25 protein-coding genes are annotated in these 22,447 nt (G+C 65.0%); 23 read left to right on the forward strand and 2 right to left on the reverse strand.

Features of this window, described 5'->3' with window-relative positions:
• The 7 genes from L810_RS45885 to L810_RS29940 form a co-directional block, all read left to right on the forward strand.
• Positions 1–381: ATP-binding cassette domain-containing protein (locus L810_RS45885; RefSeq protein WP_155836402.1), on the forward strand; the 381-nt coding region annotated here is incomplete at its 5' end.
• Positions 382–399: 18 nt separating this feature from the next.
• A complete protein-coding gene (locus L810_RS29915) occupies positions 400–1,578 on the forward strand; it encodes an ABC transporter substrate-binding protein (protein ID WP_012431240.1) in 1,179 nt (392 codons plus the stop codon).
• A gap of 54 nt (positions 1,579–1,632) precedes the next feature.
• The gene (locus L810_RS29920) at positions 1,633–3,060 is read left to right on the forward strand and encodes an amidase family protein (RefSeq protein WP_012431241.1); all 1,428 of its coding nucleotides are present in this window, start codon (positions 1,633–1,635) and stop codon (positions 3,058–3,060) included.
• Positions 3,057–3,602 carry an amino acid synthesis family protein gene (locus L810_RS29925; RefSeq protein WP_012431242.1) on the forward strand — a complete coding sequence of 182 codons (546 nt, stop codon included), beginning with the start codon at positions 3,057–3,059 and terminating at the stop codon, positions 3,600–3,602. Before L810_RS29920 ends, L810_RS29925 begins: the two co-directional genes overlap by 4 nt.
• Positions 3,603–3,683: 81 nt before the next feature.
• Positions 3,684–4,718, forward strand: a complete 1,035-nt coding sequence (locus tag L810_RS29930) for a porin (protein WP_012431243.1) — start codon at positions 3,684–3,686, stop codon at positions 4,716–4,718.
• Between the two features lie 251 nt (positions 4,719–4,969).
• Positions 4,970–5,212, forward strand: a complete 243-nt coding sequence (locus L810_RS29935) for a helix-turn-helix transcriptional regulator (protein WP_012431244.1) — start codon at positions 4,970–4,972, stop codon at positions 5,210–5,212.
• Positions 5,209–5,535: a hypothetical protein gene (locus tag L810_RS29940; protein ID WP_012431245.1), complete on the forward strand. Its 327-nt coding sequence runs from the start codon at positions 5,209–5,211 to the stop codon at positions 5,533–5,535. The genes L810_RS29935 and L810_RS29940 overlap by 4 nt, the downstream gene beginning before the upstream one ends.
• Before the next feature lie 290 nt (positions 5,536–5,825).
• On the opposite strand, the gene L810_RS29945 is transcribed toward L810_RS29940, so the two are convergent.
• Positions 5,826–6,230 (reverse strand): type II toxin-antitoxin system VapC family toxin, encoded by a 405-nt coding sequence (locus L810_RS29945; RefSeq protein WP_012431246.1) that lies wholly within the window; start codon positions 6,228–6,230, stop codon positions 5,826–5,828.
• A complete protein-coding gene (locus L810_RS29950; protein ID WP_012431247.1) occupies positions 6,227–6,499 on the reverse strand; it encodes an AbrB/MazE/SpoVT family DNA-binding domain-containing protein in 273 nt (90 codons plus the stop codon). Before L810_RS29950 ends, L810_RS29945 begins: the two co-directional genes overlap by 4 nt.
• 526 nt (positions 6,500–7,025) lie before the next feature.
• On the opposite strand from L810_RS29950, the gene L810_RS29955 reads away from it, so the two are divergent.
• Genes L810_RS29955 through L810_RS30025 form a run of 16 tightly spaced genes read left to right on the forward strand, consistent with a single transcriptional unit; the run spans position 7,026 to position 22,430 of the window.
• Entirely contained in the window at positions 7,026–7,898 is an 873-nt protein-coding gene (locus L810_RS29955; RefSeq protein ID WP_012431248.1) for a ParA family protein, read from the forward strand.
• Entirely contained in the window at positions 7,891–8,475 is a 585-nt protein-coding gene (locus tag L810_RS29960) for a hypothetical protein (RefSeq protein WP_012431249.1), read from the forward strand. The genes L810_RS29955 and L810_RS29960 overlap by 8 nt, the downstream gene beginning before the upstream one ends.
• Positions 8,472–9,149 carry a lytic transglycosylase domain-containing protein gene (locus L810_RS29965; protein ID WP_012431250.1) on the forward strand — a complete coding sequence of 226 codons (678 nt, stop codon included), beginning with the start codon at positions 8,472–8,474 and terminating at the stop codon, positions 9,147–9,149. Before L810_RS29960 ends, L810_RS29965 begins: the two co-directional genes overlap by 4 nt.
• 37 nt (positions 9,150–9,186) lie before the next feature.
• Positions 9,187–9,528 (forward strand): TrbC/VirB2 family protein, encoded by a 342-nt coding sequence (locus tag L810_RS29970; RefSeq protein ID WP_039339345.1) that lies wholly within the window; start codon positions 9,187–9,189, stop codon positions 9,526–9,528.
• A gap of 13 nt (positions 9,529–9,541) precedes the next feature.
• Positions 9,542–9,874 carry a type IV secretion system protein VirB3 gene (locus L810_RS29975; RefSeq protein WP_012431252.1) on the forward strand — a complete coding sequence of 111 codons (333 nt, stop codon included), beginning with the start codon at positions 9,542–9,544 and terminating at the stop codon, positions 9,872–9,874.
• Between the two features lies 1 nt (position 9,875).
• Positions 9,876–12,344, forward strand: a complete 2,469-nt coding sequence (locus L810_RS29980) for a VirB4 family type IV secretion/conjugal transfer ATPase (RefSeq protein ID WP_012431253.1) — start codon at positions 9,876–9,878, stop codon at positions 12,342–12,344.
• Complete coding sequence (locus L810_RS29985) at positions 12,341–13,498, forward strand: type IV secretion system protein (protein ID WP_012431254.1); 1,158 nt, start codon at positions 12,341–12,343, stop codon at positions 13,496–13,498. The genes L810_RS29980 and L810_RS29985 overlap by 4 nt, the downstream gene beginning before the upstream one ends.
• Positions 13,495–14,205 (forward strand): P-type DNA transfer protein VirB5, encoded by a 711-nt coding sequence (gene virB5, locus L810_RS29990; RefSeq protein ID WP_012431255.1) that lies wholly within the window; start codon positions 13,495–13,497, stop codon positions 14,203–14,205. The genes L810_RS29985 and virB5 overlap by 4 nt, the downstream gene beginning before the upstream one ends.
• A gap of 35 nt (positions 14,206–14,240) precedes the next feature.
• Positions 14,241–14,405, forward strand: a complete 165-nt coding sequence (locus L810_RS48545) for a hypothetical protein (RefSeq protein WP_012431256.1) — start codon at positions 14,241–14,243, stop codon at positions 14,403–14,405.
• Positions 14,395–15,153 carry a virB8 family protein gene (locus L810_RS29995; RefSeq protein ID WP_012431257.1) on the forward strand — a complete coding sequence of 253 codons (759 nt, stop codon included), beginning with the start codon at positions 14,395–14,397 and terminating at the stop codon, positions 15,151–15,153. The genes L810_RS48545 and L810_RS29995 overlap by 11 nt, the downstream gene beginning before the upstream one ends.
• Positions 15,150–15,995, forward strand: a complete 846-nt coding sequence (locus L810_RS30000; RefSeq protein ID WP_012431258.1) for a TrbG/VirB9 family P-type conjugative transfer protein — start codon at positions 15,150–15,152, stop codon at positions 15,993–15,995. The genes L810_RS29995 and L810_RS30000 overlap by 4 nt, the downstream gene beginning before the upstream one ends.
• A complete protein-coding gene (virB10, locus tag L810_RS30005; protein ID WP_021161992.1) occupies positions 15,988–17,190 on the forward strand; it encodes a type IV secretion system protein VirB10 in 1,203 nt (400 codons plus the stop codon). The genes L810_RS30000 and virB10 overlap by 8 nt, the downstream gene beginning before the upstream one ends.
• Positions 17,187–18,314, forward strand: a complete 1,128-nt coding sequence (gene virB11 / locus L810_RS30010; RefSeq protein ID WP_012431260.1) for a P-type DNA transfer ATPase VirB11 — start codon at positions 17,187–17,189, stop codon at positions 18,312–18,314. The genes virB10 and virB11 overlap by 4 nt, the downstream gene beginning before the upstream one ends.
• 14 nt (positions 18,315–18,328) lie before the next feature.
• A complete protein-coding gene (locus L810_RS30015; protein WP_012431261.1) occupies positions 18,329–18,739 on the forward strand; it encodes a hypothetical protein in 411 nt (136 codons plus the stop codon).
• Positions 18,736–20,520, forward strand: a complete 1,785-nt coding sequence (locus tag L810_RS30020) for a type IV secretory system conjugative DNA transfer family protein (RefSeq protein WP_042976740.1) — start codon at positions 18,736–18,738, stop codon at positions 20,518–20,520. The genes L810_RS30015 and L810_RS30020 overlap by 4 nt, the downstream gene beginning before the upstream one ends.
• Positions 20,517–22,430, forward strand: coding sequence for a PriCT-2 domain-containing protein (locus L810_RS30025; protein WP_012431263.1), 1,914 nt, complete (start codon positions 20,517–20,519; stop codon positions 22,428–22,430). The genes L810_RS30020 and L810_RS30025 overlap by 4 nt, the downstream gene beginning before the upstream one ends.
• The last annotated feature ends 17 nt before the right edge of the window (positions 22,431–22,447 follow it).

The following is a 22,447-nucleotide window of genomic DNA, read 5'->3' on the forward strand; positions in this document are numbered from 1 at the left end:
AAGACTCGGTGGAAATCAACAGGCACGCTTTCGGGAGGCGAGCAGCAGGTCCTCGCCATTTCACGCGCCCTGTGCGGGCGCCCGAAACTGCTCCTGCTGGACGAACCCTCCGACGGTGTGCAGCCCAACCTGGTCGAGCGCATCGGCGAGGTGATCCCCGACCTGTGCCGCCGCTCGAAGCTGGCGGTGCTCCTCGTCGAACAGAACCTCGATCTCGTCCTCCAGAGCGCGCAACGCTGCATCGTGCTCAGTAACGGGCGCCTGGTGCATGCCGGCACCGTCGAACCGCAACCGGGTGACAGCGGTGAACACCCGCTCGCGCGCTATCTCTCTCCAGCCGCGGAGCTTGCCGCGGATTCCCAGCATGAAAACCTCCAGTGACCTTCAGTGAGAATACGCATGAACCGTCGTGACTTTTCCCGAACCGTGCTGCTGGGTGCGGCCGCTTCCCTTGCCGCATCAACTGTCCCCCGGCTTGCGCGCGCGGCTACGCCGTTGAAGATCGGTCTGCTCGCGCCACTTAGCGGACCGCTCACGCGTGTGGGACAGACCAACCGCAACTGTGCCGCGCTCGCAGTGGACGAAATCAATGCTGCCGGTGGTCTGCTTGGCCGGCCGCTGCAACTGAGCGTCGAGGACACGCAGATGTCCACGGCCGTGACGCTTGAGAAGGCGCGCCAGCTTTTCATGCGTGACGACGTGGCGATGATTACAGGCATGGTGCTGCCGTCCGAGCGAGAGGCGGCCCTTCAGGCCGCACGGCCGGCGCGAAAGCTCATCGTCTATCCGAATTTCGACGAAGGACGGTGCGACCCGCAACTGCTCACGACGGGGCTCGCCGCCAGCCAGCGGATCGAGCCGCTCATTGCGTGGCTCATGCGCGACGGTGGCCGATCCGTGTGCGCTGTCGTCTCGGATATCGGCAGCAACCGGAAGGTGCTGATTCCGCAACTGCAGGCTGCGGTGGCCCGCCATGGCGGCAAGTTCCTCGATGTCTACTGGCTGCCCTTCGGGACACGCGACTATGGCGCCGTCCTGCAGCAGGTCGCCGGCGCCGGGCCGCAGATCGTATGGCACAGCATCGGCGACGACCCGGTGACGTTCGTGAAGCAGTACCGGTCGTTTGCGATGAAGCCGCAACTGGTGACGGACATCGCACACGAATCCCTTTCGATTGCCACCACGGGTGCCTCGACCGGGACGATCGGTGTGTCGTCGTATTTCATGAGCATCGACAACCCGGAAAACCAGGCGTTCCTCACGCGATATACGGCCCGTTACGCCGGTGCGCGCGATCCGCGGCTGGGCCGCTATGCCGTGGTGCTGCCGCATGGCGAGAACACGTACGCAGGCATTCGTCTTTTCGCCGAGGCCGTGAAGTCGGCAGGAAGTGTCGACGCCGATCGCATCAGGGCCGCGTTACCCGCCGTCTCCGTTGCGCTACCGCGCGGAAAGGCCGGCGTGAGTCACGACGGCGGTCATGTGCTTTGCCAGACACGCATCGGCCAGGCACTTGCCGACAACAGCTTTGCGATCCTCGAGTCCACTGGTCCCGTCATCCCGGTGTGTCAGGGATAGGTACGTTGCATTCATTGTGCGCAAACGTTCGTCTCAGTAGATAAGGACTACAGAATGAGTGAAATTGTCATGCTGAGCGCGGCTCAGCTGGTTGCCGGGTTCCGGCAGTGCACGCTCTCGCCGGTGGAGGTCATGTGCGAGGTACTGGACCGGATCACGAAGCTCGACCCGGTGGTCAACGCGTTCTGCGCCCTTGACGAGGAAGAAGCGATGTCGGCTGCCAGCGAGGCTGAGCGGCGGTGGATGCGCGGCGAGCCGTGCGGTCCGCTTGATGGTGTACCAGTATCGGTCAAGGATCTTGTTGCCGTCGCCGGTCTTCCAACACGGCAGGGGTCGTGGACTGCCTCGCCGGACCGCGAAAGCGTCGATGCGCCGGCCGTGGCGCGGCTGCGTCGCGCTGGCGCCATACCGTTTGGCAAGACAACCACGTCCGAGTTCGGCAACAAGATCGTCACCGACTGTCCGATGACAGGCGCAACGCGCAATCCATGGGATACGCGTCTTTCGCCCGGGGGCAGCAGCGGCGGGTCCGCAGTCGCGGTTGCGCTGGGCTTGGGACCGCTGTCGCTTGCGACCGATGGCGGTGGGTCGATCCGGATTCCGGCCTGCTGGAGCGGCGTGGTCGGGTTCAAGCCGACGTTCGCGCTGGTGCCGGCGGGCAGTGCGGCGTCGTGGACTGCATTGTCCACACTTGGCCCGATCACGCGAACCGTGCGCGACGCAGCGTTGATGCTCGATGCAATGACCGGCACGAACACCTGCGCAAACAGCGACGGCCCCCCGGGGACCGGGAGGACGTCCGCCTATTCGGCCGGGCTGGACGACGGCGTCGCGGGCCTGCGGATCGCGTGGTGCGCCGCCCCGGCCGGCGTGTCAGTGGCGCCGGATATTGCGGAGTGCGTCGGGCGGGCAGTGGACGCATTCGGGACGCTCGGCGCGACGGTCATCCCGACCGACGTCGCACCGATCGTGGACTACTACGGCGATGGCCGTATCCATTCGGTCCAGTGGTCGGTGTTCTTCGCCCAGCGTGTGCGGCATATGGAGGCAGCCGACAGGACGCTGCTTGATCCTGACCTGACGGCACTTGCGGATGCGGGGGCACGGATCGACACCGCGACGTTCGTCGATGCCCTGCTTGCGCGTCACGCGCTCGGCGCGTCGATGGAGACCTTCTTTAAGCACTACGACCTGCTGGTTACGCCGACGTTTCATTGCGGGCCACCGCCGGTTCCCAGCTTGCCCGGCCATCTGCGCAATGCCCCGCTGCTGACCGCGTGGTGCAACCAGGCCGGCGTGCCAGCGATATCCGTGCCGTGCGGATTCGCTGGGGATATGCCGACCGGCCTGCAGATTATCGGGCGTCGGGGCAGTGATGCCCTGGTGCTGCGGGCAGCGCGCGCATATGAACTGGCACGCGGGGATTTTCCGGCGCCGGAAGGGGATCTGCCGCTTCCCGGTGACACGGAGATCGCGCCATGAACGTCCAGATTGTCAGGGTGGTGGTCCATGTCGTTGAACGGTGCGCGGAACTGGGCGAGCCGGTCACACCAGCGCATCGGCAGGTGGTCGCTGCTGCCGTGCTGAAGCCGGTCGACCCGGATGGCGCGGGTGACCTCGAGGCGCTCTATGCGACGGGCGCTGACCTGGGTCTGATCCTCACGGGTCGGGCGCTGCACGCGCTCGGTTGTCCGGGAGAGCAGATCCAGGGCTACGGGAAGGCAGCGCTCGTGGGCACTGGCGTGCCGCTCGAGTGGGGCGCGGCGCTGCTACACCCGCGACTCGGCAAGGCGGTTCGCAGCTGTCTGCCGGGCGCGTCCTCAATCATGCCGTCCGTCACGAAGCGAGGGCCGGCGGGTGCCTGCGTCGATATTCCCCTGCACAGCGTCACAGACATGTGGAGCTTCGACCATTTCGACACGGTCACGCTCTGCCTGGCGGATTCACCGGCACCGGACGAACTGCTACTTGCGATTGCACTGGCCGAGCGCGGCAGGCCGCTCGCGCGCGTCAGGCCGGGGTGACGTGTGGCGATAAACCGTGCGGTCAGTCAGGCGCGCGTCAAGCAAACGAGCGAACACTCACAGGCGATGAAGGAGATAAACATGTACAGGGATGGTCGGGGAAGGTGGAGGAAGGGTCTGGCAGCACTGTCGTTGTGCATCACGGCGGGTGCAGCGCACGCGCAGTCGTCAGTGTCGCTATACGGACTGGCCGATGCGTTTGCCGGCGTGGTGCGTACGCCAGGCGCGTCAGGCAACACCTGGCAGGTGGGTTCGGGCGGGCTTTCGACATCGTACTGGGGCATGTCGGGCGCCGAGGACCTGGGCGGTGGCATGAAGGCGATCTTCACGCTCGAGAGCTTTTACCGGATCATCAGTGGACAGTTGGGGGCGTACAACGGACAGTCCTTCTTCGGGCGCCGCGCGTTCGTGGGTTTAAGTGGCCCGTTTGGTCAGCTGACACTGGGGCGCAATGATTCGCTGCTGTTCGTCTCGACTCTGCTGTTCAACCCGTTCGGCAACTCGTTCGTCTTCTCCCCCATCGTGGTCCACAGCTTTCTGGGCTCCGCGATGGGTGCGGCTTCCGTGCAAAGCGATACGGCGATCGACGATTCGATCGTCTACCAGACGCCTGAGATTGGCGGACTCACGGGCAGTCTGCAGTACAGCAATGCGGGCGTCGCGGGCCACGCCGGGCAGGCAAACTACAGTGCGAACGTGCTCTACTTTGCGGGGCCGTTTTCTGCGACGGCCGCAGTCCAGAGCCTGCACACCGCGTCGCTTTTCCTGAACGGCGCCACGGAACAGACAGCGTGGCTGGTCGGCGCCGCGTATCGCCTGCAGGCGGTAAAGCTCTATCTCCAGTATGAGCGGGTGACCAACAACAACGAGCTCACCGACGATACCGTTCAGGTGGGCGCGAGCGCGCAGGTCGGCACGGGCAGCATACTCCTGTCCTGGGCGGGAACGCTCAGGCAGCCGGCACAGGGCGCGGATGTCCGCTGGTCGACCGTGGTGCTCGGGTATGACTATCCACTCTCGAAACGCACGGACGTCTACGCCGCATGGAGATACGACACCATGACCAGCGTCTCGTCCGGCAACAGCCTGGGCGCCGGTATCCGGATGAAGTTCTAGCCGCCCCCATCCGTCGTGGTCGGGTCGCGTTGACCGGGGCCGCTTCAGCGGTTCCGCAGCCCCCATGAAGCAGGCATGACCGGCCTAATTGCCGCCATCCCAAGCCGGTACGTTCTGCTCGCCGCATGTTGTTCACTTCGTCCGACGGGGTTCCCCGTCGATAAGACGGGTTTGTGTGTTGGCGTCAACCGCTGCTTGAATGCCCTCAGGTTCCGGCCACTGCAGGCCAGAACGATTCCTGGGGGCAAGTCATGTCAATCGAGGACAGTAGCGCGGACAGGATCCTGCGCCGTCGACAGGTCGAGGCGCGCACGGGGTTGTCGCGCTCGACCATTTACCGTCGTATGCAGGCCGGAACCTTTCCGCCGGCGGTCGCGCTTGGCGGCCGGCTGGTCGGGTGGCGGCAGGCCGATATCGAGGCGTTTCTCGCGAACCCTGCCCGCTATCGTGTGCCGGCACGCCTTCGCGATGTGGGCGCGGGAGGCGCGCCATGAGCCGGAACCTTGCTTCAGGACCGCTCGGCCCGCGTCTGGAGAATTGGGGCAACGCAGCGCGGGGCGCCTACGATCTGGTCGATGCGGCGCGGATCACGAAGGCGTGGGAGACCTTGCATCCCCGGCATCGTGACATGCTCCGCATGGTGTATCTCTGGCACGCCAACCAGGAGGTCGTCTGCCGACGTCTGCGCATACCGCGCCGGCCGGCGCAACGCTTCGCACTCGAACTGGCGGCCGCGCACACAGCGCTCGCGCGGGCGCTGGAGTCCGGAGACCCGCACCGCGGGAAGAACTCGCCGCCATTGGACGACGGTCACTAAGGGCGTGCTACTGCGAGGGGCATATCGGGGCTGGCCGCCCGGCATTCGAAGAACGGTAGATAACCGGCTTTTCGCAGCCATGAGGTGCCGCCCAGGCATCGGATGAAGCACCGAAAGCGCAGTGCGCCAACGAGGGGGAGCGCATCATTGGCCATGCCGGTTCAACGCACTCGCGCGCCTGCCGGCCCCGTATCGCCAGAAGGTGGGACCCATGGCAAAGTTGGGCGACCCGCTATCGGGCGAACCACCTGATTCGTTTCTCGCGCAACGACTCCTGGTGATTGTGGTGGCTACCGGTCAAGCCAGTTCTCGATCGCAAGACCGCGTATGCGGCTGAACACCTTCGTGTTGTCAGTCACGAGTGTGAGCCCCAACGCACAGGCATGAGCCGCGATCAGAAGCTCGTTTGCACCGATCGGCTGGCCAGCAATCTCAAGCTCTGCACGAATACCCCCGTATTCGGTGTCAGCAGGCACGTCCAGCGGCAGCACGGGAATGATCGCAAGCAGGCTTTCCACTCTGGCCAGCAATTTTTCGGAACCCTTTCTGGCACAGCCATAGCGCAGTTCCGCCGCGACGACGACGCTCGTGCAGATCGCCCTGGGATCAATTTGCCCGATATGGGTGGCCACCTTTCCGGACGGATAGCGGATCATGTCGCGGATGACGTTCGTGTCCAGCAGATAGCCGTTCAAGGTATGCCCTCCGGCTGAAGAGGCGCATCCTCAATATCCGGAAACTGGTCGTCAGGTCCGAACCGTGGCTCCTGTCTCCATGCATCCAGCAATTCGATGATGTTCGCGGGGGTTTTCACCGGCTCGATGATGAGCCTGTCGCCCTCCCGATAGATCAGGACGCGATCACCCGGCAACTCGAATTCGACCGGGATGCGTACCGCCTGACTCCGGTTGTTGCGGAACAGTCTGGCCTCCCTGGGGCGGCCGGAAGGAGGGGGCACGGGCATGATCATCTCCTTTGTATATACAAAATGTATATGCCAGAATGCCCATAGTCAAGCTCGACCCGGGTCGTAATAGCAATCCGTAGGGTTTGCGGTATCGTGGCATCCTCTGTGTCCAGACCCGGCGCCATAACCGGTGCCATGAAGCCGCTGATGCTGTTCCGCCATCGCAATTTTTTTGGGAACGCGTGGGAACACATGGGAACCCATGGGTAAACGCAGAGCCGGCGAGGTGTCTGCAGGCCCTTGCATTGCGCCACGTAGTCGCCTAGATTGAACCCAACAATCTGATCCGGTCAACGTGCCACGCACGACCGAGTACGCGTTAGCGGCCCCGCAGTTTCGATGTCTGAGCAACGACGTGGTGTGCCGTGTCGCATTCGCAAAAAGCCTGCATATGCAGGCTTTTCTGTTTTCTGGCGCTGATGCAATGATCCCCCGTTGAACCCGCGGTCAGCCTCCCCGGCGCCGCGGGTTCCTTTTTCTGCACAGGTTCATCGGCAGCGGGTGCGGCTGAGGACGATGAACCATGAAATCGCTTCTGATCATTTCGGCGACGGGCCGTTCGGGCAGCACGACGGTGTCCTGTCTGCTCGCCCGCCATCTGCAGTGCGCCTGCCGCTGCCGGGTACTGGTACTGGACCTGGCCGACCCACCCCGCTGCGCGCACGTGCTTGCCGGACTCGGCTTCGACGCGATCGCATCCAGCAACCAGGTGGTGGCCCCGAAAGAGAAGGGTCGATGCGTATCGGGGGGCTGTGTGCACGTGCTCAACGCCAACACCGTCGACGCGCTGGTCTTGCGAGACGATCCCGACCGCACGCGCTATTACGCGAACCTTCGTCACCTGCTGTCAACGGCGGCACGGTGGTTCGATGTCTGCCTGATCGACGCGCCCGCATTGCCTGACCTGCGCGCCGTCTGCGCGGAGGCGCTCGTAGACGCGGCGCTGAGCCCGGTCCCGATGTCGGCCGGATGCCTCAGTTGTGCCTCGGAGGTGATCAACGGCACATACGGCATCCGCAACGTCCGGGCCCGACTGAATCCGGCACTGCGCTTCACCGGGATCCTGCCGGTCGCAACGACGCCTGCGGCGATGGAAGAAGCGTGGATGAAGATGATGGAGACGACACTGCGGGAGTGGCTCATCGCCGATGTGGCGTCTCCCCGTGGATACGTCTGGCTGCCCCATCTGACGTCCGGCCGGCATATGGGATCGCTCACGCCAGGAGAGAGCGGGCGTGCTGCACGCGATGCCGGGGTGCATGAAGACCTGCCTGAAGAACCGCCTGAAAACATCAGGGCGAAGGCGGCCTGCCTGGATGTGCTTGCGCACCGGCTCGAAGCGATTGAGGACGCCACCGTGCCTGCGCTTCGTCATGGGGAGGCGTGTGATGCATGACGCGACCACCCTGATGAATACGGCCAGTGCCGTTGTCTTCCGCGCGCTGCGGCACGCACTGCGCCGCGGGTCGATCGTCGCCGCGGCATGCCTCGCCACGTCGGTCATGGCGCCGGGCGTTGCCCACGCCGACGACTGGGGCTGCCAGGTCATCCTCTGTCTGTCCAATCCCGGTGGTCCCGAACAGTATGGCGAGTGCGTGCCGCCCATCGAGAGACTGTGGACTGCACTGCGTCACGGCGATCCTTTCCCGACGTGCGATTTCGGGGAGGGTGGCTCGCAGGGGACGTCGGCCGCGAATGTCTGGGCGAGCGCGGGGTACTGCCGTGAGGACCTCCTGTACTGGGGTGGTTCCGAGCAGAGCGAACTGCTGTGCAACGCGCGCGGGGCGATCAACGTCGAGATCGACGGTGAACTGTACACGCGGGTGTGGTGGGACGCGCGAGGTACGGATCGAACGATCACGGAGTTCTACGGGGCCGGCAGTATCGCGCTTCCATATGACCCGACGCAGTCGGCCCGCCTCTTCCTCGAGCGGGAATCGGAGGGCTCCGGTGGACAGGGAGGTGGCGAATGATCCCGCTTGCCGCGTTCATGGTCCTCGCCCAGCAGTGCGCACCTGACGTGGCCCCCGCCACGATGGCCGCTGTCGTGCGCGTCGAGTCGGACTTCAATCCCTATGCGATCGGTGTGGTGCACGGGCGCCTGCAGCGGCAGCCGGCCAGCCTTGCCGAGGCCGTCGCCACCGCACGCGCACTCGATGCAGCGGGCTGGAACTACAGCGCCGGGCTCGCACAGGTAAACCGGTCGAACTGGCCGCGCTTTGGTCTGACAGCCGATACGGCCTTCGATCCGTGCCGGAACCTGGCTGCGGGCGCAGCCATTCTCCAGGGCTGCTTCGAACGCGCGAGGCGGATCCATGCGCAGGCCCGACAGGTCCAGCAGGCGTTGCGTTCGAGCCTCTCATGCTATGCGAGTGGCGACTTCTCGACCGGCTATCGCACGGGCTACGTGCAGCGCGTGGTTGTGCACGTCGCCGACACCACGCGCATCGTTCCCGTCGTGCCGGCCATTGACCCACAGGCCGAACCGCGGACATTAGCCATTCCCGTTGAAGCGGTGGCGTCCCCGGTCACACCTGCAGCAGGTGCACGACCGGACGTCGCATCGTCCCGGCCAGGGAATGGGCAGAGTGGTCGCCCGGACGGGCAGCCGGAAGAAGCAGCACAGGAGAGTGCGGTGGTGTTCTGAGTCGCAAAGAGATCACGGTGTGGAACAGGAGCATTCCATGAAATCAGGACTACGAATGATATGGCGTTGGCTTCCGGAGCGGCTGGAAAAACCCGGGACGGCGCGCCCCTCCCGACGCGGGCTTGCACTTCTTCCAGTGCTGGCCCTGACGGTGACGCCTGCCTGGGCCCAGCTTTCGCAGGTCAACACCCTGCTCACGACGATCCAGACGACATTGCTTAGCGTGGGCGCGGTGGTGTGCTCGATATCGATCATCTGGGCGGGTTTCAAGATGATGTTCCAGCATGCGCGCTTTGGCGACATCGCCAACGTATTCATCGGCGGCCTGTTCGTGGGCTGCGCCACGGTGATCGCGGCGATGCTGATCCCGACGAGCTGAGGCGGAGGCGCACATGAATCCGGCCGCAAACCGACTCGTGGATCCTGTCTTCAAGGGCTGCACGCGCCCCGCGATGCTCTGGGGTGTACCGCTCGTGCCCTTCCTCATGGTGGGCGGCAGCATCCTGATACCCGCGATCTGGGCGCTACTCGCGAGCCCGCCAGCAGGCGTCGGCATCGTGCTGCTCCTGATCCCCGTCTTCGTCACGATGCGCGCGGTCACGCGCCATGACGACCAGCGCCTGGCGCAACTCGCATTGCGGCTGCGCATGGTGGTTCGCCAGCGTAACCGTGGCTTCTGGTGCGCGCATGCCTACACGCCGCTGCGCCTGAAGAGGAGGGGCTGACATGGGTGCCCAGCCGCAACTGATTGACGTAGCCGAACGCGAGGTCGTACTCGCGGACTTTGTGCCGTTCTCGTCGCACGTCACCGACCAGGTCATCCGTACGCGGGAAGGAGACTACCTGCGCGTCTGGAAGATCGCGGGTATCGCCTTCGAGGCCGCCGATCCGGGCGACATCCTCGTGCGTCACGAAGGATTCAACCAGCTCGTGCGCAGCCTGCCGGGTGGTCATGTTGGCCTGTGGGCGCACCGGATACGCCGGCGCGTGACCGATCACTTCGCGACACCCTACGGCAACCCGTTCTGCCAGGAACTCGCCACGCGTTATTACGCGAGCTTTGCCGGCTACCGGATGATGGCCAACGAGCTCTACCTCACACTCGTGTACCGGCCGCACCGCACGCGCCTGGGGCGTCTTTTCAGCCAGGCAGCCCGACGCACGCCCGATGATATCCGGCGCGCCCAGCATGAGGCCCTGAAGGTGATGGCGGAGCTCGCGGCGCAGGTGGAATCCGCCCTGAAGCCCTGGGATCCAGTGCCGCTCGGTGTCTACCGCAAGCCGATCCGTTACACGCAGCGACCCGTGCGCTTTTCGGCGGCGCTGGAGTTCCTGGGGTATCTCGTCAATGCCGTATGGGAGCCGGTGCCCGTTCCGTCTGGCCGCATCGCCGATGCACTGCCGACGTCGCGACTGTTTTTCCGCACCGAGAAGGTGGAGATCCGTATGCCGGGTTCGACCCGTTACGCGGCGCTGCTCGACCTGAAGGACTACCCCGAGGAAACCGAGCCGGGCATGCTCGACGGTCTGCTTTACGGTGACTTTGAGTACATCGAGACCCAGAGCTTCACGATCCTCGACCGTCCCACGGCGAAGGAAGCGCTTGAGCGTCAGCGCAACCAGCTGATTGCGGGAGAGGACGTGGCGGTATCGCAGGTGGGCGCGATGGACCAGGCGCTCGATGACCTGATCAATGGCGACTTCGTCCTCGGCGAATATCACTACTCGCTGGCCGTCCTCGGTGACCGGCCGGACGAGGTCGCGCGACACGTGGCGAAGGCGCGCACGCAGCTCGCCGACGTCGGCTTCCAGACGGCGCTTGTCGATCTGGTGGCGGATGCTGCATGGTTTGCGCAACTGCCCGGCAACTGGCGCTACCGGCCCCGCGAGGCGAAGCTCACCTCGCGCAACGTCTGCGGCCTCGCGAGCCTGCACAACTTCGCGACCGGCAAGCGCGACGGTAATCCTTGGGGCGAGGCGATCACGATCGTCAAGACCCCGAGCGGCCAGCCGCTGTATCTGAACTTTCATGCGACACCGGAGAAGAAGAACTCGGCAGACGAGAAGGCGCTCGCCAACACGCAGATCATCGGCCAGGCGGGTGCCGGCAAGACGGTGCTGGAACTCTTCCTGCTCGCGATGGCGATGAAGTATGGCCTCACCGGTGTCGTCTACGACAAGGACCGGGGCACCGAAATCGCGATTCGGGCAATGGGAGGCCGCTACACGGTATTTCGACGGGGTGTCCCGACGGGACTCAATCCCTTCCAGCTCGAGCCGGACGGGACGGTGCTGGACTTCTGGGAGCGGCTGGTCCGCCGTCTGGTCGACATGGGCACGTTGCTCTCGGCGAAGGACGAACTCGACATTTCGCGCGCCGTACGGGAAGTGGCGCGCATGGAGCGGCCGCTGCGGCGTCTGTCGATGGTCCGGCAGCTCCTGCCGGCCGTGGGCGAGAACAGCCTGCATGCGCGGCTCACGAAGTGGTGCGCGGGCGGGCGTCTGGGCTGGGTGCTGGATAACCCGTCGGATCTGCTCGATTTCAGCCAGAACCATCTCTTCGGCTTCGACGATACGGAACTGCTCGACGATCCGGAGGTGTCGACTCCGGTCACGATGATCCTGCTGCACCTGACAGAGAGCCTGATCGACGGCAGGCGCTTCGTCTATGTAATGACGGAATTCTGGAAGCGTCTGGGAGATCCGGTCTTTACGGATTTCGCCAAAGACAAGCAGAAGACGATCCGCAAGCAGAACGGTCTGGGCATCTTCGACACGCAGTCGCCCGCCGATGTGTTGCGCAGTGACATTGCGCGCGCACTGGTCGAACAGACCGCGACATTCTTCTTCCTGCCGAATCCGCGCGCCGACCATGACGACTATGTGGACGGTTTCAAGCTGACCGAAGCCGAATTCAACATCGTCCGGTCCATGGGCGAGAACAGCCGCCTGTTCCTGGTGAAGCAGGGCCACCGATCGGCCATCGGCCGGCTGGATCTCGCCGGGCTCGGTGACGTGCTCGACGTGCTGTCGGGCACCACGGACAACGTCGAACTGCTTGACGGTATTCGTGCCGCAGTCGGCGATGATCCCGCAGCGTGGCTGCCGGTATTCCACGAGCAGCTGGCGAGGCGTCGCGCGATGGAATCGGCTGCACGCGGCCGTGCTGCGCACGCGACGGGAGGTTTGCGATGAGCGGCCTCTTTACCGCCGTGGGCGGCACGCTCGAGAACGGCATGTCCACGTATGTCACGAGCGTGTCCTCTGCGCTTTCCAGCGCGCTGGTGCCGGTCGTCACGACCGCAGTGTCGATCTGGATCATCACGTACGGGTTCGCCGTGGTGCGCGGCGAAGCCCATGAATCCGTCCCGGCATTCGCGTGGCGGGGGCTGAAGGTGGCCGTCATCCTCGCCTTTGCGCTCGGGTCGGGCATCTACCAGTCGCAGGTCGTCACCGTAGTCGAAGGGGCCACGACGGGGCTTGCGCAGACGATCCAGACCGCCGCCGCCAACGCGGGAGCGGGTAACGCCGGCTGCGGGACTGTGAGCGGCAGCAGCGTGACGGGCACGAGTGCATCCGCCATTTACCAGACGCTCGACTGCTACGACCAGCAGATCAATCTGGTGATGGATGCGTACTTCAACAAGGCAACGCATGAAGGCTTCAGCATCGCCGGCATCGTCGCAGGGGTGGGCGATTTTCTCTGCGGGCTGGTGGCGGCGCTCGGCGCGTCGGTCTTCCTGATCATTCTCGCGTTCGAGGTCGTCATGGCGAGGATGCTGCTGGATCTCGTGCTTGGCCTTGGGCCCCTGTTCATTGCGTGCGGGGCGTTCAGTCCGACCGCCCGGTTCTTCGAGGCGTGGATGGCCAAGATTGCCAACTACGCCCTGCTGCAGGTGCTCATCGCGGCCTTTCTGGGCATGGCGCTCACCGCATTTTCTGCGGATCTTGCTCCGTTTCAGGTGACGACGTCGGCACCCGATGCGAACGCGTCTGCGTTGACGGCGGCGATTCAGGGCGCACTCGATAACACGGCGTCCTGGGGGGCGGGGCTTGGCATGTTTGTGACGGGCGTGCTGCTGGCGACAGTGGGGTGGCAACTGCCTGCCGTCGCCTCTGGCCTGGCGGGTGGCGCCACGCTGTCCGGCTTCGGTGCCTTCGTGGCGGGATATGCCGCGCGGCAGGCTCTGCGCGGCCTCGGGGCGGCCGTCCAGTTCGGGCACGGGCCGCGTCGCCCCGGTGGAAAGATTTCGGATGGCGGCACACGAAACGGTTCAACACCTGCCTACCAGCGTATCGCCCGCGAGCATCTGGGTGACCTGGATAACAGAGGAGGGTCATCGTCATGATCAGGTCAATTGTGCAAACCGGCATCGTTCCCGTTGCGGCGGTGGTGATGATTGTCGGAACGATGCCATCGGCCCGTGCACAGGGCATTCCGGTCTACGACGCGCAGAACGTCCTGCAGGCCATTGCGACCGTCGGGCAACTGAAACAGGAAGTGCAGCAGGAGCTTCAGCTGTACCAGTCGCTCAGCGGCACACGCGGTTTTGGCGAGCTGATGAGTAATCCGGTCCTCTCCAATTCGCTGCCGTCGAACTGGCAGTCCGTCTATACGTCCATCCAGAGCGGCGGCTATGCGGGCCTCACGGGCAGCGCGCAGACCCTGCGCTCCGCGAGCGAAATCTACAACTGCGAGGACCAGAGCGGCATCGACCAGCAGGTCTGCCAGCGCGCACTGAACAAGCCATTCCAGGACAAGGCGTTCGGCACGCAGGCGTACCAGACCGAACTGCAGGAGCTCGACCAGATCCAGGGGCTGATGCAGCAGATCGACGTGACGCAGGACCAGAAGGGTATCGCGGAACTCCAGGCGCGCATCCAGACCGAGAGCACGGCGGTCGGCAATGAGATGACGAAGCTGCAGCTCTTCAGGATGCTGGCCGACACCGAAGACCGGCTCATTGGCGAGCAGCAGCAGGAACTCGTGCTCAAGCGCGCAGGCAACACTGCCCGGCTGCAGGACCAGATGGTGCCTGCGGGCTTTGGCAACTGAGTTCGGTAACCGGGTTCGGTAAAGAGGAGAGTGAAATGAGCCGATCCACCGTGGCAATCCTGATCGTTCAGTTAGTCATGCTGATGAATGGGTGTTCGGACAGTCTACCCAAACTAGTCCTGCCGGACGGTTCGCATCGCGTGCCGGTGAATCGCGTGCAACCGGTTCCTCCTTCCGACGGAGGCAGCCATGAGCAGTGAGCATGACGGCCGTGACGCCGGTGACTCCCTTGGTGATTACCGGCGGGCACTCGATTTCGAGGTGTCGGTCACCCACCTGCAGGAACGCTCGGAGCGTCGTGCGTGGCACGTGGCTCTGGCCTGCGTGACTGTCGCCATCCTGTGCGCCGTCGCACTGGCGGTGATGGTCCCGTTCTACCGGGTCGTGCCGTTGCCGATCGAGGTCGACCGGCTGACTGGTGAAGCCCAGGTGATCGACGTGCTGGACTCGAAGCAGGTGCCTATGCGTGACATCGAGGACAAGCACTGGGTGGAGGTGTACGTGCGCTCGCGCGAACGCTACGACTGGGGTCTGCTGCAGATGGACTACGACCGCGTGCTCGACATGAGTGACGAACGCGTGGCACGGGACTATCGCTCGGTCTATAACGGCCCTGATTCGCTGGACCGGCAACTCGGGGCGAACGCGCAGCGGCGCATCCGCATCCTCTCGACGACGCTCGTGCCCGATGAACCTGGGCGCGCGGTCGTGCATATCGAGCGCACGACATGGAAGAACGGTATCGACAATGCCGAGCCGCCACAACGCTTCGTCATCACGCTTGCCTTCACCTACCGGCCATCCGTCTTCACGCGTGAGCGCACGGCCATCGAGAACCCGTTCGGCTTCAGGGTAACCGCCTACAGCCGCGATTCCGAATACACGCCTGCTGCGCCGTTGCCGGCATCGTTGCCCACATTGGCACCCGCTTCGGGAGGTGCGCGATGAGAACGAACACATTGATGAGAGCCACCGCGCTGGCGACAGCGCTGGCAGTGTTATGTGTTGGCTCGTCCGGGGCGCACGCCTACGACGTGCCGGGCTGGTCGGGCGACTCGCGCGTGCGGCAGGTCGTGTACCGGCAGGACGAGGTGGTGCGGGTTATCGCGCAGCGCGGCTTCGCCACGCACATCGCGCTCGATCCGGCCGAACACATTCTCGTCGTGGCCCCGGGCGACCGGGATGGCTGGCAGGTGGTCGCGAACCGTGGTGACCATGATGTCTATCTCAAGCCGCAGCTTGCCGCGCACGACACGAACCTGGAAATCCGCACCGACCGGCACAGTTACAGCTTCGATCTGGTCGTGCTGCCACTCAGGGCCCGTTTCGGTAACGACGATGAGATGTACCGCATCACGTTCGTTTATCCGGACGTGGAGGCCGCGAAGACAAAGACCACTGACGCCGCTGCCCTCGTGCGCGAGCGTCTTGACCAGCCGCCGCGGGTGCGCAATAGCGCGTACTCGATGCAGGTCATGCCGCATTCGGAGGACATCGCGCCGACAGCGGCCTGGGACGACGGGCGCTTTACCTACATCCGCATTCCCAACAACCGCCGTATTCCCGCGATCTTCCGGGTGGCCGACGACGACAGCGAAAGTGTTGTCGACAGGCACATGGAAGACGACGTGATCGTCGTGCACGAAGTAGCCCGGCGTTTCGTACTGCGTCTGGGAAAAGAGGTGGTGGGTCTGTGGAACGACGCGTTCGATGTGGACGGCGTGCCACCTGCCGATGGCACGACCGTGAGCGGTGTGAAGCGTGTCCTGCGGAGCGATGGCCATGAATGAGCAGACGCCGCGCAATGCGATTGCGCCCGATACCGACCCCGCAAAGGTCACTGATACCATAAACGGTGACCTTGCGAGTCCGCCGACGGATCGCGGCATGCCGGAGCTGGGACAGGCGGGCGGCCGGCCCCGTGTCTGGTGGCTTGCACCACTGTTGATTGTGGCCTTCGTGATCGGTGGAGCGGTCTGGACGATCCACGGCTTCCTTGCCCGGCACGATGCGGCGGAGAAGGCGAAGCGCGATACCGTACAGGACCAGGTAGCCCAGGGGCGCGTGTTCGGCGACGGCGCCGCCCCGGCGTCGGCGGGTACAGCAAGCGGTCCGGTGGCCACAAGTGCGACCGCATCGGCACCGGTTGTAGCGTCAGCACGCCCGACTTCCGCACACACTGCACCGGCGCGCAGCTACTACGACGCGCCGCTGCTCTCGACCGGCTCAAGTGGTTCGGCCAACGGCGAGGCCGATACGGTGGCATCCGCACCCGCTGACGCGTCCGGTACGCAGACAAACGTGGCGATGGTGTCCGGAGGCCAGTCGTCGCAGGGCAGCGGCCCGCTTGCCCAGGCGCTGACGCCGACCGTCACGCCGAAGGTGCGTGCGGGCTTTCTCGGCAACCGCAGCCTGATTCTTGCAGAAGGCGCCAAGATCGACTGCGCCGGCGATACGGCATTCGATTCGACCCAGGCGGGTATTTCGACCTGTACGGTGACGAAGAACGTCTACTCGGACGATGGTCGTGTCGTGCTGATCGAGCGCGGCTCGCAGATCAACAGCGAGTATCGCTCGAACCTGGCACCCGGACAGAAGCGGGTGTTCATCCTGTCGGCACGGATCCGGACGCCGGAAGGGGTGACGGTCGAGATCGATTCACCAGCAGCCGATGCGCTCGGCCGCATGGGGATCGACGGATACGTGGATAACCACTGGGGGGCACGGATCGGTGCGGCGCTGCTGCTCGGGCTGACGCAGGACGCGATCGGCTACCTTGCGACGCGGGGCGGCAACGGCAACAGCTCGACCGTCTACGAGAACACGCAGCAGCAGGGCAACGACATGGCCTCGCGTGTGCTCGACAGCACGATCAACATTCCGCCCACCCTGACGCAGAACCAGGGGGCCGAGTTCACGATCGTCGTCGCACGGGACCTGGATTTCAGCCCGGTGTATGCGCTTCAGCCGGAGGGCACGCGATGAACGCGCAGGCCCACATCCACGATGAAGCGGCCACGGGCGCTGATACGTTGCTGCCGAGGCTGGCCGACGATGCGTCCGTGCGGGAGCTGATGCGGCCGTTCGCCGGCCTGCTCGATGACTCCTCGGTCACGGAGCTGGTGATCAACCGGCCGCAGCGGGTGCTGACCGAAACCCATCTCGGCTGGCAGCCACACGACTGTGCGGACCTCGACTTCGAGCGCCTGATGTCGTTTGCGGTCGCGGTCGCCACGCTCACGAACCAGGAGGTGTCGGCCCGGCATCCCATCCTGTCCGCACTTCTGCCGGGTGACGCGCGTATCCAGATTGTGGTGCCACCCGTCGTACCACCGCGCACGGTCTCGATTACGATCCGGCGCCCGTCCGCGCGCGAGAAAACCCTTGATGCGTACCGCAGCGAAGGCCTCTTTGGGGAAGCCGTATGGCGTCGCCAGGATGAGCTCGACACGTCGCGCCCGGCGCTGCGGCCTGCGGTTAACAGGCTCCTTCACTACCTGGAGGCGCGGGATTGGAGCACGTTCTTCGACCTGGCGGTGAAGGCCCGTCTGAATATTGTGGTCGTCGGCAATACGGGTTCGGGCAAAACCAGTTTCATGCGAACCCTGTGCCGCTCCATCCCGTCGTCCGAACGAATCATCACGATCGAGGACGTTCGGGAGCTGTTTATCCGGCATATCGAAAACAGTGTGCACCTGTTGTACAGCAAGGGCGGACATGGCCAGGCGGATGTGACCCCGGCTGACCTGATCGCATGCACGATGCGCATGCGTCCCGACCGTGTGCTGCTTGCCGAACTGCGCGGTGCCGAAGCCTATGACTTCCTGAAGCTGCTGACCACGGGACACTCGGGTTCGATCACCAGCTATCACGCGTCGAGCGCATCGGTGGCCATCGAGCGGTTCGCGCTGATGGCGAAGGAGCATCCCGAAGCCGCTACGTGGGACGACGCAGCACTGCGGCGGCTCCTCTTCATGACGATCGACGTGGTGGCGCATATGGAGGCAGTTGCGCTCTTCGACGAGACCGGTGTCCAGACCGGCCGGCGCTGGTCCATGACGGAAGTCTGGTTCGATCCGCTGCGCCGCCATCAGGCGGACTTCCGCTGAAAGGGGCACGCACCATGGACATCGGAAAGACAACCGGAACGGTACGGTCCACCAGCGATGGGAACAGAGGAATCCGTTACCACGCAGTGGTCGCCCTGGTGACGCTTGCGATCGTGGCTGGCGCGGCAGCCGGACTGGCGCTCGCGCTGTGGCTGGCTTCGTTTTTCTTCGTCGCGAGCCAGCACGTCAACCCGCTTCATGCCGGGTTTCATGCGTGGCCGGATGCGGCGCTGGCCTGGCATGATGGACATCTGCCGAAGCAGGGAAGACGCCTTGCCGGTGCCGCGTTGTTCGGCGTGGTGCTGGCATTTGGTGCCCCCGCACTCGGCGTATACACGCTTCTGGAACAGTCCGGGCGCCGGCGTCTCTATGGCAGCGCGAGGTTCGCCAACGAGGCGGATGTCCGCCGGGCAGGCCTGCTATGAGCACGATGGCGAACCCCGGCGTCTACGACAGCGGGCCGCCGCTGGTCGTGGGCGTGTGGCACGGCCGCTATCTGCGGTTTGCCGGCCAGCAGTTCGTGCTGCTCGCAGCGCCTGCGCGCTCAGGCAAGGGCGTGGGTATCGTGGTGCCCAACCTGCTGAGCTACCCCGATTCGGTGGTGGTGCTCGACATCAAGCAGGAGAATTTCCACCTCACCGCGGGCTTCCGTCGGGCGCACGGGCACGACGTGTACCTGTTCAACCCGTTTGCGGAGGATGGCCGTACGCACCGGTACAACCCGCTGTCGGCCATATCGGGTGGCGTTTTCCGCGTCGGTGACATTCTCGCGATCGGCTACGCGCTGTACCCGGTCGGTGGTCACGACGACTTCTGGAAAGACCAGGCGCGCAACCTTTTCCTCGGCATCGTGCTGCTGCTGTGCGAATGGCGCGATGCGCGCCGCGCGGGCAATACCGATGCGCCCGACTGTCCGGTGACGATGGGCGAGGTGCTGCGCCAGTCGTCGGGCAACGGCATACCAGTCAAGGCGTATCTCCAGCAGGCATTGCTGCAGAACCGGCGGCGGCTCAGCGGTGCGTGCATCGACGCGCTGAACCGCTTCCTCGCGAACGACGACAAGGTGCTCGCGAGCATCCTCGCGACCTTCAATGCACCGCTCACGATCTTCGCCAATCCGATTGTCGATGCGGCCACAAGCGCCAATGACTTCGACCTGCGTGACGTGCGCAGGCGCCGCATGTCGGTCTATGTCGGCATCACACCGGACCACCTGACCGAGGCGGCACTTCTCGTCAACCTCCTGTTCTCACAGCTGGTCAATCTGAACACCAAGGAACTGCCGCAGGACAACCCGGCGCTGAAGATTCAGTGCCTGCTGCTGATGGACGAGTTCACCTCGGTCGGCAAGATCCACATCATTGCCCGCGCGGTCGCCTACATGGCGGGCTATAACCTGCGGCTGCTCTCGATCGTGCAGTCGGTCTCGCAGCTCGAGTCGGTGTATGGCCGGGCGGACGCGAGAACGTTCGTCACGAATCACGCGATGCAGATCATCTATGCACCGCGCGAGCAGAAGGACGCGAACGAATACTCGGAGATGCTCGGCACCTTTACGGACCGCTCGCGTAGCGTGAGCCGGTCGAACGCGATCTTCGGCGGACGCGGTGGGTCGAGCGAGAGTTTTTCGGAACAGCGCCGGCCGCTGCTGTTGCCGCAGGAGCTGAAAGAGCTCGGGCGCGAGAAGGAAATCATCCTGCTCGAAAACACCAAACCCATCCTGGCGGAACGCATCTGCTACTGGCGTGATCCGGTTTTCACGTCACGCCTTGCGGCCGCCCCGGCAATTCCCGCGATGGACCTCGTGCGCTTCACCGCCCAGGTCGAGCGGCGGTTAAGGGATCTGCAACCCGATGACATGGATGAAGCCGGCGTCCTGCACGTATCCCCGGAATATCTGGAAGTGCTGCAGACATGGGATCCGCGCGAGCTGCCGCGGCATCTGAACGACATCAGCGATGAAGAGGCAGCCGCGTACGTCGAGCGGCATTTCATCCTGTTGGGCGTACCGGCCAAAGGGGTCGCGGTAGCGGCACGCCGACTGTCGCCATCCGATCTCGATGTCGCGGAACTGCGCCCCGCGGATGGCGTCCCCAAAGCGCATGCCGCGCGCGGTACAGGCGCCTCGCGGAAACGCCAGGGGCGCACCCCGTCGCGCACCGCTGAGGGTTCGAACGTCGTGCCGCTTCATGGAGACCGCCGATGAACACCCGCTACCTGAGCGAAGAAGAACGCGCCCGTGCGGCGCTGGCCATGATCCCGTCCGGGGACTACGCGACCTGGGTCGATATGGCCTTCGCGCTCAAACAGGGGTTCGGCGAGGCCGGCTTCGACATCTGGGACGAGTGGAGCCGGACCGCCCACAACTACAGCGAGCGTGCCGCGCGCGTGACGTGGCGTTCAGCCGGTGAGTCGGGCGGCAAGACGCTCGCCTCGCTCTTCTGGCTGGCGCAGCAGCACGGCTTCGACGTCCGGGCTTCGCGTGCGGCGATGGATCCCGCGGACAGGTCGCGGATGCAGCCGATCCGCCCGTCGGAGGAACAGGCCCGACAGGGCGCGCAGCTCGAGGCCCGCGTGCGCGCGCGACAGGAGGCTGTCGCCCGGGAAGCACTCGCGATCTGGAAGTGGGCCCGGCCCGTGGGTCCAGACCATCCGTATCTCGAACGCAAGCAGGTGAGGCCCGTGCCGGCGCTGCGCGAGCTGGAGGCCGAAGAACTGCACGCGCTGCTCGGCTACGCGCCGCGTAGTGCCGAAGAGCCGCTCACGGGGCGTGTACTGGTTGTGCCGGTCCGCATCGGTGACGCCCTTTCGACGCTGGAACTGATCGACGCCGACGGGCGCAAGTCAGCGCTCGCGGGCGGCGCGAAGTCCGGCGGCTGCTGGGTCGTCGAACCGGGCCAGTTCCGTGAGGGCGCCGTGACGCCGGTCCTGATTGCCGAGGGCGTCGCCACGGCACTGGCGGCGTGGCAGGCGACGGGCTGGTTCAGCGTGGCCGCCCTGTCGAGCGGCAACCTGCGGCCGGTGGCTGCCATGTGGCGCGGCCGCTATCCGGAAGCGGAGGTGCTCGTGCTCGCCGATCTCGGCGCCGGATATGAGCATGCGAAGCAGGCCGCGCTCGGCACGTCGTCACTGCTGGCTGAGCCCCGTTTTGCATCGGACGCCCGCATTGCCGGTGCGATACCGACCGATTTCGACGACATGGCCGTACTGTCCGGAACCGGCGCGGTCGGTGATCTTTTACGGGAATCGCTTTACGGCGTGCGGGTGCGGGATGCAACAGGTGCGGAAGTGGACGGACCAGTCGCGGTTGCACAGGGAGCAGAGGGTGTACTGAAGGAGGACCATGCAATGGGCAATGTGAAAGAGAAACTCGTGGGCGATGGAGAGGCTTCGGGGCGGCGCCGTACTTCGCGCCGTCGGGCTGGCCATCAGGACGCGCCGGAACCGGCACCGCAGGACAGCACCGCACCGGAACCGGCAACTGAACAGCCCCAGTCGCAATCGCAATCGCCGGAGCCGGTTCCGGAACAGCGGGAAACCGATGCACCGAAACCTGCTCGTATGTCAGCGCGCGATGCGGAACCGCCGGCGCGCCGCCGGGTAGGTGAGCCACTGTACGGATTCGACGAAGTCCCCGGTGAGATCAAGGCACTCGCGCAGCACCGGTTCGGCGCGCAGATCCGCATGGCGACGCCCCGCGAGAATGGCGGACCGTACCGCGGCGAGGTGTTCAACACCGAGCACTACCTGATCCAGGAGGTGTCCACGCGCAGCGTCGTGTTCCATGCGAAGTCGAACATGGAGTTCGTCTCGGACCGCCTGCGGTGGATGGATGAGAACCAGCGGCTCAACGGCGCGGAGGTGCAGGTCGGGTATGACGGCGCACGGGCGAAAGTGTATCCATGGGACCGCGCCCGCGACCTGCTCGAGCGCACGGTCGCCTCGCTGAAGAAGTCTGCCCGCGAGGTGGGTTTCGGCAGCGAGCTCGACGCGACACTGGACCAGCTGCAGACGATATCGTGGACCCGGGTGCGGGAAGCACGGGCGGCGGCGCTCGCGCAGTCGAAGGAGCGTGCAGGCCGCGAACAGGAGCAGGGACCGGGGCCGCAACGCTGAGCGATCGACGCGCTGCC

The sequence above is a fragment of the Burkholderia sp. AU4i genome (genome assembly GCF_000466765.1).
Taxonomy (GTDB): domain Bacteria; phylum Pseudomonadota; class Gammaproteobacteria; order Burkholderiales; family Burkholderiaceae; genus Burkholderia; species Burkholderia cepacia.